Source organism: Variovorax sp. ZS18.2.2 (assembly GCF_024701975.1).
Classification (GTDB): domain Bacteria; phylum Pseudomonadota; class Gammaproteobacteria; order Burkholderiales; family Burkholderiaceae_C; genus Variovorax.
Genome location: NZ_JANLNM010000002.1, coordinates 592,956 through 606,115 on the forward strand (window position 1 = coordinate 592,956; position 13,160 = coordinate 606,115).

General features: G+C 66.7%; 11 protein-coding genes and 1 riboswitch. All 11 genes read right to left on the minus strand.

From position 1 onward, the window contains the following. Positions 1–36: 36 nt before the first annotated feature. A riboswitch (FMN riboswitch) is annotated at positions 37–200 on the minus strand. 99 nt (positions 201–299) lie between these two features. Beyond that, entirely contained in the window at positions 300–2,486 is a 2,187-nt protein-coding gene (locus tag NU688_RS13245; protein WP_257861087.1) for a TonB-dependent siderophore receptor, read from the minus strand. 309 nt (positions 2,487–2,795) lie between these two features. Beyond that, positions 2,796–3,887 (minus strand): DNA glycosylase AlkZ-like family protein, encoded by a 1,092-nt coding sequence (locus NU688_RS13250; protein ID WP_257861088.1) that lies wholly within the window; start codon positions 3,885–3,887, stop codon positions 2,796–2,798. 48 nt (positions 3,888–3,935) lie between these two features. Further along, on the minus strand, positions 3,936–4,814 hold the full coding sequence (locus tag NU688_RS13255) for a sugar phosphate isomerase/epimerase (RefSeq protein ID WP_257861089.1): 879 nt from the start codon (positions 4,812–4,814) through the stop codon (positions 3,936–3,938). An 8-nt stretch (positions 4,815–4,822) separates the two neighbouring features. Further along, positions 4,823–6,010 (minus strand): dihydrodipicolinate synthase family protein, encoded by a 1,188-nt coding sequence (locus NU688_RS13260; protein ID WP_257861091.1) that lies wholly within the window; start codon positions 6,008–6,010, stop codon positions 4,823–4,825. A 13-nt stretch (positions 6,011–6,023) separates the two neighbouring features. Beyond that, positions 6,024–7,187 carry a Gfo/Idh/MocA family protein gene (locus tag NU688_RS13265; RefSeq protein WP_206174280.1) on the minus strand — a complete coding sequence of 388 codons (1,164 nt, stop codon included), beginning with the start codon at positions 7,185–7,187 and terminating at the stop codon, positions 6,024–6,026. A 31-nt stretch (positions 7,188–7,218) separates the two neighbouring features. Further along, a complete protein-coding gene (locus tag NU688_RS13270; protein WP_257861092.1) occupies positions 7,219–8,649 on the minus strand; it encodes an enolase C-terminal domain-like protein in 1,431 nt (476 codons plus the stop codon). Between the two features lie 9 nt (positions 8,650–8,658). After that, positions 8,659–9,438, minus strand: a complete 780-nt coding sequence (locus NU688_RS13275) for an ABC transporter ATP-binding protein (RefSeq protein WP_257861093.1) — start codon at positions 9,436–9,438, stop codon at positions 8,659–8,661. Positions 9,439–9,479: 41 nt separating this feature from the next. Continuing rightward, positions 9,480–10,490 carry an ABC transporter substrate-binding protein gene (locus tag NU688_RS13280; RefSeq protein ID WP_257861094.1) on the minus strand — a complete coding sequence of 337 codons (1,011 nt, stop codon included), beginning with the start codon at positions 10,488–10,490 and terminating at the stop codon, positions 9,480–9,482. A 41-nt stretch (positions 10,491–10,531) separates the two neighbouring features. Then, the gene (locus tag NU688_RS13285; protein ID WP_257861095.1) at positions 10,532–11,305 is read right to left on the minus strand and encodes an ABC transporter permease; all 774 of its coding nucleotides are present in this window, start codon (positions 11,303–11,305) and stop codon (positions 10,532–10,534) included. A 26-nt stretch (positions 11,306–11,331) separates the two neighbouring features. Continuing rightward, positions 11,332–12,324, minus strand: a complete 993-nt coding sequence (locus NU688_RS13290; RefSeq protein WP_257861096.1) for a tripartite tricarboxylate transporter substrate binding protein — start codon at positions 12,322–12,324, stop codon at positions 11,332–11,334. 148 nt (positions 12,325–12,472) lie between these two features. Continuing rightward, positions 12,473–13,129 carry a TetR/AcrR family transcriptional regulator gene (locus NU688_RS13295; RefSeq protein ID WP_257861097.1) on the minus strand — a complete coding sequence of 219 codons (657 nt, stop codon included), beginning with the start codon at positions 13,127–13,129 and terminating at the stop codon, positions 12,473–12,475. Positions 13,130–13,160 lie beyond the last annotated feature (31 nt).

Here is a 13,160-nt window from a genome sequence, read left to right on the forward strand (position 1 = left end):
CTCGTGCATGGCAGAGCGCGCGGGCGTGCCCGCATTTCGCGCTCTCTTTCATCCGGACTGTGACCGTCGGCTTCGGAATCGCACCGAAATCTGCTGACCCCTCGGCCTGCTTGCGCAGGCTTCGGGCGCTCGCGGGCTTGTGCAACTTTTCAGCTGCCATCACCGCCGGTGGGGAATTGCACCCCGCCCTGAGAACGCTTGCCGCCCGGCGAACCGGGCGACGGCCGCGATTCTAGAAGCCCCCTGTGGCAGAGGGTTGTCGCCCGCGCGCCAGACCTTGGCACGCGCGGGGATTTTCTTCAGAAGCGATACGAGGCGGTCGCGGTCAAGGTACGGCGCTGGCCATAGAAGCAGTCGCCGCGTGCGATGCAGGTGGTGATCTGCACCTTGTCCGTCAGGTTCGATGCATTGAGCGCGATGCGCCACGGGCCGCCGTCCCAGGCCAGCATGGCATCGACCAGCGTGACCGAGGGCACGCGGTTGTTGTCCATGCCGTCGTACGACGGGCCGAGGTAGCGCAAGCCGCCGCCCACCGAGAAGCCCGACACGCCGCCGATGGAGAAGCGATGCGTCACCCACGCCGATGCCGTGTGCTTCGGCACGCCCGAGATGCGCTTGCCCAGGTCCGAGCCGTTGCTGCGCGAGACGCGCGCGTCGGTGTAGGCGTAGGAGGCAATCCAGTCCCAGTCGCGCGCGATGCTGCCCTTGTATTCGAGCTCCAGTCCCTTCACGTGCACTTCGCCCAGCTGCACGCTGTTGAGCGGGTTGGCCGGATCGGTGGTCTTGCGGTTGGTGTCGCGCAGGTCATACACAGCCGCCATGAACGATGTGCGCTGGCCCACGGGCTCCCACTTCACGCCGGCTTCCCACTGCTTGCCGCGCTGCGGCTTGAAGGCCGTGTTGTTCAGGTCGACGCCGCCCAGCGGCAGGAACGACTCGGCGTAGCTCAGGTACGGCGCCCATCCGCCGTCGGCCAGGTAGACGAGGCCGGCGCGCTTGGTGTTGGCCTTGTCGTCGGCTGCCGCGGCGGGACGGCCTTCGGTGTCGGTGGTCGCCTTGTCATGGCGCAGACCCAGCAGGCCGACCCAGCGGCCGTACTTGACCTGGTCCTGCACGTAGATGCCGGCCTGCTTTTGCAGCACGCCCGGCTGGCGCGCAATGACGGTGGGCGGCGTGTAGTTGCCATAGACCGGTGCATAGACATCCAGCGCACCCGCCGTGCCGTTGCCTCTGGCCTGGGTCGTTTCGTTGCGCTGGAAGTCGGCACCGATCAGCACGGTGTGCTCGAATTCGCCGGTCCTGAACTTCGCCTCGGCCTGGTTGTCGAGCAGCACCATCCGGGCGGTGTTGATCGTGGCGCTGAGGTCGCGTTCGATGGTGCGCGCATCCGCGTTGAACACCGGGCGCGCCGGCCGCCCGGTGCGGCGGTTCGCGGCAAAGCTGGTGTACGACGTGTTGTAGATGACCTTGCTTTCGGTCGAGCGCAGGTTCTGCCGCACCGTCCAGGTGTCGTTGAAGCGGTGGCTGAACAGGTAGCCCAGCGAGGTCTGCTGCGTGTCGAAGCGGTCGAAGCCGGGCTCGCCCGTGAAGGTCGAGGTCGGGATGCGGCCGTAGCGCGAGGGGTACAGCGTGCCCTGCCACGGGAAGAAGCCGATCAGCGAGCCGCTCTTGTCCTTCTGCGACAGCAGTTGCAGCGTGAGCGAGGTGTCCGCACTCGGGCGCCAGGTCAACGAGGGCGCGATCAGTTGGCGGTCGTCGCGCACATGGTCGACCTGCGTGCCGCTGTCGCGGCCCACGGCCACCAGGCGGTAGAGCCATTTGCTCTCGGGGTCCAGCGAGCCAGTGAAGTCGGCCGCGATCTGCTTGCGGCTGTGGTTGTCCAACTGCAGTTGCACTTCGCGCTGGGTCTCGGCCTGCGGGCGCTTGGACACGAGGTTCAGCACACCGCCGACGCCGCCCTGGCCGTAGAGCACTGACGAGGGGCCGCGCAGCAGCTCGACGCGTTCTAGCGTGTACGGATCGGGCTTGGTGGTGTTGTAGAAGCCGTAGGTGCGCTGCAGGCCGTCGAGGTACTGCACCGCATCGCCGCCACGCACCTTGAACGAATCGCCACGGCTGTCGAAGTAGCTCGACACCACGCCGGCCGTGTAGTTGGTGACTTCGCGCAGCGTGAGCGCGCCCTGGGCCTCGATCTGGTCGCGCGTGATGACCGAGATGGCTTGCGGCGTCTCGATCAGCGGCGTGTCGGTCTTGGTGGCGGTGGCGCCGCGTTTGGCGACGAAGCCGGTCACCGGGCCGGTCGCGCTTTCCTCGGCGCCGCTGGTGACTGTCACGGTGGGCAAGGCCTTGCCGTGCTCTATGGATTCGTCCTTCTCTTCCGCGTATACGGGGGCTGTTGCGCCCAATGCCATGGCGGCAGCGGCGAGAGCGATGCGGCGGCGGTGGTGCGCGTGGCTCGGCTTCTGGCGGGTCTTCGAATGGGTCATGTGCAGCTTCTCCTGGTGTCCAGCGATTGGGGGAGTGGCTGCGGCACGCGACGGGGGCGTGCCTGGCTTCTCGGGTCAGTGTGTGGAATACGAACGCAACCGGCCGTGCGCCCAGGGCAGGGCGACCGGCTGATGTTGTCTGTGGGTCTTCTGGCGTCGTAGGGGTGGCAACCGACGGTCCCGACGGCGAGGCGTCGGTCCGCAGCGGCTGCCGTCTCCGTTCCTTCGGAGACAGCTGGCAGGCCCTTGTCGGGCGGCTGGCTGAGGAGCGAAATTATAGAAGCGGCTTTTTGGAGAAGCCGAAGCGGATCATCGGCCCGAGAGGAAGAGCGTCATGCGGTGCAGCTCTTCGTCGAGCGCCGCGCGAAATGCCGCATCGCGCGGCTTCCTGTCCGCGTAGCCGAAGGTAGGTTTCAGCCGGCCTTCGGGCGCAGTCACATTGGCCCAGCCGATCACCCGGTCATGCCACAGCATCGGCAGCGCGTAGTAGCCGAACTGGCGCTTCGGCGCGGGCGTGTAGGCCTCGAACTTGTACGTCCAGCCCCACAGCAGTTCGAAGCGGCGGCGGTCCCACACGACCGGATCGAAGGGCGCGAGCAGGCGCACCGCATCGTCGGGCGCATGGCGGCGGGAGGCCGGGTTCTCGTCCCCGGGCCAGTACCAGGTGGTGCCGTCGATGCGGCAGTTCGCGAGCTCTTCGCGTGCGAGGCGCAGCGCCGCCTGCGTCTGTGCCGCGAGATGCGGCGCGCCGTAGCCGAGCAGGCGCACGAGGTAGGTGAGGCTGGCCGCCGGCAGCGGCGCGTACTTGCGCACGATCAGCTCGATGAGCGCGGCGGCGCGTTGCGCGCGGCTGGCGGGGCTGTCGTCGGCGGGCACGTGCGTCACGGCTTCGTAGACGCGCGTGCCGCTGTCGCGCCGCACCACGCGCAGCATGCCGCGGTAGTGCATGCCGTCGAGCAGGTGCGTGGTCGCGTTGCTCGAGCCGCCCCAGTAGTTCTTGATGCGGCCGTGCGCGAAATGCTGCTCGACCTGGCGCGGATGCACCGGGCCGTGTTCGCGCACATAGGCCAGCACGTCGGCGGCTTTGCGTCGGGTGTCGGCGTCCCAGGCTGCCTTGGCTTCGCGCGGATGCATCAGCGCGAGGTGCTCGCGCGGGAGGAACCCATAGTTGACGAGACAGTCTTCCTCGATCGCGAGGCGCGTGTAGCGGCTTTCGAGATCGCCCGCGCGGTAGTCCTTCACGCGGTGGCGCAGCGTCAGGTCTTGCGCGCGCGCCGGGGCGCGGATCGGGTCGGCCTGCACGAAGCCGAGCTGGCGGATCGCGCCGGGCAAGGTGGTCGGTTTGAAGAGGGTGCGTGCCACCGCGTAGCGGCGCAGGTCGTCGAGGGTCGGGTCAGCCATGCGGCGAATTGCAGCACAAGCGGCCGCGCTTCGCTTCGGCGCAATGCGTCAGACCACGCTGCGGTGACGCTCGATGCAAACGTCGAGTGTTTCGGCCCCCGGCCGTTGCCACCAGTCGAGGTTCGAGAAGATCTCGACCTCGCTGAAGCCCACAAAGCCCGCGTCTTCGACCCAGCCTCGGATCTTCTTGAGCTCGACCACGCCGTCGCCCATCATCCCGCGGTCGGAGAGCAGGTCGCGCGTGGGCGTGAGCCAGTCGCAGACGTGGTGCGCCAGCAGGCGCTCGCGGCCGGCGCGGGCGATCTGCTGCTGCAGCTTCGGGTCCCACCAGACGTGATAGATGTCGAGCGCCACGCCGAGCATGCCGCTCTTGCCTGCGTCGAGTTCGTCGCAGAGGTCGAGTGCGTGTTCGAGCGTGTTGATGCAGGCGCGGTCGGCCGCCTGCATCGGATGCAAGGGCTCGATGGCGAGCGGCATGCCGACTTCGCGGGCGTGTTCCAGCGATGCGGCGATGCCGTCGCGCACCTCGCCGCGTGCGCGGGCGATGTCCTTGTATGCGGGCTTGCTTTCGAGCGCACCGGGAAGGGCGCCGACCACGAGAACGAGACAGGGTGCATCGAGCGTTCTTGCCTCGTCGATGGCGCGGCGGTTGTCGTCGAGCGCGGCCTTCAGGCCTGCCGCATCGGGCGCGGGAAAGAAGCCGCCGCGACAGTAGCCCGAGAGGCCGATGCCGTGCGCCTTCAACTGCTTCGCCACCTTGTCGAGCCCGACGGCAGCGACCTGATCGCGCCATGGGCTGATCGCACGGATACCGCGCTCGGCGCACTGGTCGATGATGCGGTCCAGCGACACCTCGGCGCCCGACTGCTTGCGCACGGTCGCGGTGTTGATCGAGAGCCAGTCGTGGTTCTGCGAGAAATCGCGCATGGGCTCGCTCAACCTTCCACGCCGTGCAGTGCGAGCAGCGTCTTCATGCGTCGAACCGCCAGTTCAGGTTGTTCCAGCAGGTTCGCCGCGTCCGCGAGGCGGAACAGTTCGGCGAAGTGCGGCAACGAGCGCGTGCTCTGCTGGCCGCCCACCATCGTGAAGTGCTTCTGGTGGCCGTTGAGCCAGGCCATGAACACCACGCCCGTCTTGTAGAAGCGCGTGGGCGCCGCGAAGATGTGGCGCGACAGCGGTACCGTGGGGCCGAGGATGGCGTGGAACTTCTCGGTGTTGCCTTGGGCCAGTGCACCTAGTGCGGCGCTGGCCGCTGGTGCGATGGCGTCGAAGATGCCGAGCAGCGCATCGCTCTTGCCGTGCGTGGGCTCGTCACCGAAGCCGTCGCCGGCAATCAGCTCGGCGTAGTTGAAGTCGTCGCCCGTGTACATGCGCACGCCCTTGGGCAGGCGGCGGCGCATCGCGATTTCCTTGTCCTTGTCGAGCAGCGAGATCTTGATGCCGTCGACCTTGTCCGGATGCGCCGCGATGATGCCGACGGCGGTGTCCATTGCCGCATCGACATTCTTCGTGCCCCAGTAGCCCGCGAGCGCCGGGTCGAACATGTCGCCGAGCCAGTGCAGCACCACGGGATGCTTCGCCTGACTGAGGATGCGGTCGTACACGCGCTCGTAGTCGGCGGGGCTCTTCGCCACGCGGGCGAGCGCGCGGCTCGCCATCACGATGAGCTTGCCGCCCAGCGCCTCGATGGCGGCCATCTGCTCCTCGTAGCCGCGGATCACGTCATCGACGCTCTTCACGTCGTCGATGTTCAGGTGGTCGGTGCCGCAGCCCGAGGCGACGAGCGCGCCAGGCACATCTTTCGCCGCATCGAGCGAGCGGCGGATCAGTTCGAGCGACGTGGGCCAATCGAGGCCCATGCCGCGCTGCGCGGTGTCCATCGCCTCGGCCACGCCCAGGCCCAGCGAGAACAGGTGGCGGCGGTAGGCGATGGTGGTGTCCCAATCGACCGCCGCTTGCAGCCACGGGTCGACGGCCGCGAGCGGATCAGCCACGACGTGCGCGGCCGAATAGGCGATGCGGTTGAACTTGACGTCCGCATCAGGCTTGATGGGCGCGGTGCCGCGAAGGGCGTAGGGCGCGAGCGCGCCGTTCGCGGTGGGGAGGGTCAACGACAGTGCCATGGCAGCTTCTTCCTCAGACCTTCAGCGCGGGCACGTCGACCCAGCGGCGGTCCTTCCACGATTCGAGTGCGGCCTCGACCAGCTGCACGCCCTTGGCGCCTTCGGGCAGCGTCCACTTGTAGGGCTCGTTCTCGACCACGTGGCGGATGAAGTGCTCCCACTGGATCTTGAAGCCGTTGTCGTAGACCTGCGAGTCCGGAATCTCCTGCCACTGGTCGAAGAAATTCATCATCTGCTTCTCGTCGGGGTTCCACACCGGGCGCGGCGTGGCCACGCGCGACTGGGCGCGGCAGCTCGACAAGCCCGCGACGGCCGAGCCGTCGGTGCCATCGACATGGAAGGTCACGAGGTCGTCGCGGCGCACGCGCGTGACCCAGCTCATGTTGATCTGCGCGATCACCGGCTCGCCGTTGTGGCCGGTCAGTTCGCAGGTGGCGTAGGCCGCGTCGTCGGCGGTGGCCTCATACGGCTTGCCGGCCTCGTCCCAGCGCTTGGGGATGTGCGTCGCGCCGATGCACGACACCGACTTCACCTCGCCGAACAGGTTGTCCAGCACGTAGCGCCAGTGGCACATCATGTCCAGGATCATCCCGCCGCCGTCTTCCTTGCGGTAGTTCCAGCTCGGGCGCTGAATGGGCTGCAGGTCGCCCTCGAACACCCAGTAGCCGAACTCCAGGCGCACGCTGAGCATGCGGCCGAAGAAGCCGGCGCGGCGCAGCATGTCCAGCTTGCGCAGGCCCGGCAGGAAGAGCTTGTCTTGCACCGCACCGTGCTTGAGGCCCGAGCCTTCGGCGAGGCGCGCGATTTCCACCGCTTCGTTCAGGTTGGTCGCGATCGGCTTCTCGCAGTAGACGTGCTTGCCGGCGCGGATGGCCTTGGCCAGCAGGGTGGGGCGCATCTGCGTGGTGCCGGCGTCGAAGAAGATGGTGTCGTCCTTGTTCTCCAATGCCTTGTCGAGGTCGGTGCCCCAGCGCGCGATGTTGTGGGCCTTGGCGAGCGCTTCCATCTTCTCGGCGTTGCGGCCGATGAGGATGGGGTCGGGCATCACCTTGTCGCCGTTCGACAGCGTGACGCCGCCTTGCGCGCGGATCGCGCAGATCGAGCGGATCAGGTGCTGGTTCATGCCCATGCGGCCGGTGACGCCGTGCATGATGATTCCTAGACGTTGGGTGGCCATCGTTTTCTTCCTTGGGATGCGAGAGGGTGCTTCAGTAGACGGAACGCATGGCGTCCCACGAGATGCCGGCGCCGGGAATGCCAGTGGTAAAACCGGGCGCGGTGGCGAGCGGCGACAGGGGGAGCTGTCCGCCGCGGATGGCGAGGCGCACGGCGCCGTCGCTGGTTTCGTAGAGGCCCGGGTGAAGCTTCAGCAGCGCTTGCTGCTCCACCTCGGGCACGGCCGCGAGGCCGTTGACGTAGTGGTGTCCGTTGCGCTCGACGTGCGAGAGGCCGAGCCAGCCGACGAGCGCGAGGTCTTGCTGCACGCCGATGCCGGCCTGCATGGTGAGGTCTTCGCCGGACAGGAAATAGCGCGGCTCGTCTTCCGCCGCATTCCAGTGCGCGCAGCGCGCCGCATTGACGACCGATTTGTAGAAGCCCTTGCAGCTCTTGCTCGACACGCCCGTGTAGCCGAGCGCGCGGGCCTGCACGAAGGCATCGAGCGTGGCGTCGGATTCGTCGATCAGCAGCGGAATGCGCTTGCCCAGAGCCGAGACGTCGCGCTCCAGGGCTGCATCGCGGCGGATCGGTTGCTCGACGAAAACGGTCTTCTGCGCGAGCTTCCACAGCACGGGCGTGGACAGCATGCGGTCGAGGAAGACGGCGAAGTCATCGGCGTCGGCGTATTGCTCGTTGCCGTCGAGCGTCACGAGCTGCGCGTGGCCGTCGATCACGCGGGCGATGCGTTGGAGCCGGTCGATGTCTTGCGCGGTATTGCCGCAGAGCTTGAGCTTGAAATGCGTGAGGCCGTAGCGTTGCACCGCCGCGGCGAGCGTGGTGGGCAGGCCGTCGGCGGGAGCGTCGGGCAGTGCGTCGCTGTCGTCGATGGCATCGGCGAGGCCGACGGTGTGGCGTGCCGCAATGCTTGGGCGCGGCGATTGGCTGGCCAGGAAGGCGGGCATGTCGAAGCCCGCGAGGTCATCGGCGAGCCCGCTGCCTGCGATGTCGATTCCGCAGAGGTTGGCGCTCATCGCCTCTGCGAAGCTCGTGCCGGTGTGCAGGCACAGCGCGTCCATGACGGCGCGGTCGATCAGCGCCGGGCCGTAGCTCGCCACCAGCGCCTGCAGGCCCTTGGCCTTCGCGCGGGCTTGCAGCGCAGCGTAGTTCGAGGCGAAGTGCGTCCACGCGGTTTGCGCATCGTCTTCGGCGACGTAGGCGTCACGTGCATCGCGCAGCGCGAAACGCAACTGCTCGAAGTTCTGCTCGTTGTTGAGGGCTGGGTTCTTGTCGAACCACTTGGGCACCATCATCTCGGCCGCGCAGCCCTCGGCCGTGCCGCCGTTCTCGAAGCGAATGCGGGCCCGCACGTACACCTGCGGACACGCGGTGACGGTGGCGGCGCCGAAGCGAAACGGTAGCCTGAGCGCCACGTCGCGCTCGGCGAAGCGAATCTCTTCGATGTGGAAACGGGGCGCGTCCATGGCTGGCGTTCAGTGGTCCAGGATGCCCTGCGAGAAGAAATGTGCGCGCACCAGCTTCGTGTACTGGCCGAACTCGGGCGAGGCCATCATGTCGAGCGTGCGGGGGCGCGGCAGGTCGATGTCGTACACGGCCGCGATCGAGCCGGGGCGCTCGCTCATCACGATCACGCGGTCCGACAGGAAGATCGCCTCGGGAATGCTGTGGGTGATGAGCATCACGGTCTTCTTCGAGGCCATCCAGATGCGCTGCAACTCCAGGTTCATCTTCTCGCGCGTCATCGCGTCGAGCGCGCCGAAGGGCTCGTCCATCAGCAGCACCGAGGGGTCGTGCAGCAGCGCGCGGCAGATCGAGGCGCGTTGCTGCATGCCGCCCGAGAGCTGCCACGGGTACTTGCCCTCGAAGCCCTTGAGGCCGGCCATCTCCATCAGCTCGCGCGCCCGGGCCTGCGAGGCCGCCTTGGGCAGGTGGCGCATCTCGGCCTGCAGAAGGATGTTGTCTTCCACGCTGCGCCAGGGCAGCAGCACGGCGCTCTGGAACACGATGCCCACGTCCTTCTGCGGCCCGTTGATCGGCTTGCCGGCCAGCGTGAGCTCACCGCCGCTGATGGGCAGCAGGCCCGCCACCATTTTCAGCAGCGTGCTCTTGCCACAGCCCGACGGGCCGACGACGGAGACGAACTCGCCTTCCTGGATAGCGAAGTCCAGAGGCTTGAGCGATTCGACCGGGCCGTCCTTGCTTTGATACGTTTTCGAGACGCCGCGCGCTTCGATCAGGTTGACTTGGGACATGGGGTGCGTGAGAGGTGGCAAACAGCGAGCGCGCAGAGGGATCAGTTCGGCAGGAAGTCGAGCGTCACGTAGTCCTCGGGCTTGCCGCGCGTGGACGGGTCCATGCCGCCGTACTGCACCAGCAGGTCGAGCGAGTCGTTCACGTTCTTCATCGCCACGCGGAACGGGCGCTGGTTCGCCGTTTCCTTCGTGTGATAGAGCGCCACGCTCTGCTTCATGCCCACGATCAGCGTGTCGCGCACGCCGGCCTTCGGGTTGGCCTTGAGCATGGCGTCGACCGCAGACTCGGGGCTCTTCTCGGCGGCTTCGGCGGCCTTGGTGGAGGCGCGCATGAAGCGCTTCACGAGTTCGGGGTTCTCGGTCAGCAGGTTCTTGTTGGTGATGATCCCGGAGCTGATCTGGTTCACGCCGGAGTCGGCGAAACGGATCGGCGTTACCGGCTTGCCGGTGGCGTCCTGCAGCTTGATGGCCTGGTCCATCACGTAGCCGAGCAGCAGGTCGGCCTGGCCGTTGGTCACCGCATTGAGCTTGGTCTGGCCGTCGCCCGAGACGATCTTCACCTGGTCGGGCTTGATGTCGTTCACCTTGAGGAAGAGCGGCCACATCTGCGACATCGAATCGCCCGGCGTCACGGCCACGGTCTTGCCGATGATGTCCTTGGGCGTCTTGATGTTCTTCTCGCTGAAGCCCATGACCGACATCGGGCTCACCTGGAACAGCACGCCGGTCGACTTGAGCGGCGCGCCCTTGGCGGCGGCCTTGATCATCGTGGTGACGTCGATGTAGCCGAAGGTCGCCGACTTGGCGGCCACGGCCTGCGCGGTGACGGCGGAGCCGCGGCCCTCCTGGATGTCCAGGTCGATGCCTTCCTCGGCGTAGAAGCCTTTCTCCTTGCCGAGGAAGAAGGGCGCGTGCTCGCTGTAGAGGTACCAGTTGAGCATCAACGTGACCTTGTCCTTGGGCTTTTCAGCCTGGGCATGGGCCGGTGCGATGGCAAAGGTTGCAAGGGCCGCGACGGCGACGGCAAGCATCGAGGGAAGCAGTTTCTTCATGGCGTTTGTCTCCGGGAGTTTTTTGGATATGACGAGAGAGCTCAGTGCGCGGGGCGCTGCGATGCGTGCCACGGAATCATCAAGCGCTCGACCAGGTCGACCGCGACGAAAAGGATCACGCCGATGCTCGACAGCACGACCAGCGCGGCGAACATCAGGGGCAGGTCGAAGTTGCCGTTGGCCACTTGCAGCACGTACCCGATGCCCGAGTTGGAGCCGACGAATTCGCCGACCACCGCACCGACAACGGCCAGCGTGACCGACACCTTGAGGCCGCTGAAGATCGCGGGCAGAGCCTGCGGCAGGCTGATCTTGAAGAAGGTCTGCAGGCGGCTCGCGCCCATCGAGCGGGCCAGGTCGAGCATGTCGGGCTCTACCGACTTGAAGCCCATCACCGTGGACACCACCACCGGGAAGAAGCCCAGCAGGAAGGCGCTGATCACCTTGGGCAGGATGCCGAAGCCGAACCACACCACGAAGAGCGGCGCGATCGCGACCTTGGGGATGCTCTGCGAGAACACCAGCAGCGGGTACACATACGACTCGACCAGCCGCGAGTAGGCGATGACCATCGCGATTGGAATGCCGATGAGGATCGTGAGGCCGAAGCCGCCGAGCGTGGCGAGCGTGGTCTTCCAGGCTTCGCCGAGCAGGCGAGGCCATTCGGCGACGAGTTGCTTGACCACCTCCCACGGCGGCGGAATCAGGTAGGCCGGGATCTTGAAGAGCCGGATCACGAGGTCCCACAGCACCAGCAGCAACAGGATCAGCAGGAACGGGCGCAGGGCCGGGAAGAGCAGGAGCTTGCGGAGCATGAGGACGCGAGGAGGCTGGCTTGCTCTTACTGTTGGACCTGCAGGCCCGCGGCCTTCACGAGCTGCGCGTTGCTCGCGATCTCTTCCTTGATGTAGGCGTCGAACTGCTCTGGCTTGAGCGTCCAGGCATCGGCGCCGAGCTTCGCGAAGCGCTCCTTCACCTCGGGCGAGGCGAGAGCCTTGGCCACTTCGTCGTGCAGGCGGTTGACGATGTCGCGCGGCGTCTTGGCGGGCGCCATCATCCCGATCCAGAAGTTGAACTCGGAGCCGGGGACGCCGGCCTCGGTGGTGGTGGGCACGTCGGGCAGGGCGGCCGCGCGCTTGGGCGAGCCGACGGCGAGCGCGAGCAGCTGGCCTTCCTTGATCTGGCCGATCACCGGGGCGATGGGCGAGAAGTAGTAGTCGACGCGACCCGAGAGCACCTCGGTCACGGCCTCGCCCGATCCCTTGAAGGGGATGTTGGTCGCGTCGATCTTTGCGGCCATCTTGAATTTCTCGGCGTTCAGGTGCGTGGCGCTGCCCTGGCCGGCCGAGGCGAAGTTCATGCTGCCGGGCTTGGCGCGTGCGGCGGCCAGCAACTGCTGCAGCGTCTTGATGTTCATCGAGGGCGAGATGACGAGCGCGTTGGGCAGCGACGAGATCGGCGTGACGCCGGCGAAATCGCCCACCGTGTCGAATGGCAGCTTGGCGAAGGTCGAGGGGCTCACCGTGTGCGACGACGAATGGATCATGACCGTGTAGCCGTCCGGTGCGGCCGTGGCCACCGCCTGCTGGCCGATGGTGCCGCTTGCGCCGCCGCGGTTGTCGATGACCAGCGCCTGGCCCATGCTGGCGCCCATCTTGTCGGCGATGGCACGCGCAATGATGTCGGTGGTGCTGCCGGCCGCAAAGGGAACGATCACGCGGATCGGCTTGGTGGGGTAGCCGTTCTGTGCGAAGGCCCGGCCCGGCATCAGCGCGGCCAGGCCGATGAGTGCAACGAATGCGGTGGTGGCGGTGGTGCGTGCGAGTTGCTTCATGGTTGTCTGTCTCCGCGCGGTCAGGCCGCTGTCTTGAGTCGATCAATTCACCAATAAGTGAATTAACGATTTTAGGAACGGCTGCGCCGCAGCGTCAACCGACGCCGCCTAGTGAATACCCGCAGGGGTTCTGTAAACGCCCGCGCGCTCAGCGCAGGACGTAGCCCAGGACCAGATCGGTCATGTGCGAGAGGCGTTGCGCCATCGCCTTGGGCGCACGCAGGTCACGCCCGAAGATGGCCGAGAGCGTGTGGTTGTTCGAGAGGTAGAAGTAGCACAGAGACGCGATCGAGATGTACAGCTGCACCGGGTCCACGCCCGCGTGAAACAGGTTCTCGCGGCGGCCGCGCTCCAGCACAGTGTCGAGCAGTTGCACCAGCGGCGAGTTCATCTCCTGGATGCGCTCGGAGCGCTTCAGGTGCGCCGCGCGGTGCAGGTTCTCGCTGTTGAGCAGCGTGATGAACTCCGGGTGTTCGAGGTAGTAGTGCCAGGTGAACGACACGAGCTGGCGGATCGCCTCGACTGGCTCGATCTCGTCCAGGTGCAGCCGCTGCTCGGCTTCGCGGATGTCGGCGTAGGTGCGCTCGAGCACCGCGAGGAACAGGTCGTCCTTGCTGCCGAAGTAGTAGTAGATGAGGCGCTTGTTCAGGCCCGCGCGCGTCGCGATGCTGTCCATGCGGGCGCCGGCGAGGCCCAGTTGCGAGAACTCCTCGCGCGCCGCGGCGAGGATGGCGAGCTGCGAGCGGTCGGCATCGCGCGAGCGCGGTTCGATCGTTTCGGTCGGGGAATCCTTCAGGGCCTTCATGGCGCGAATTTAACCATTTGGGGAATTAACG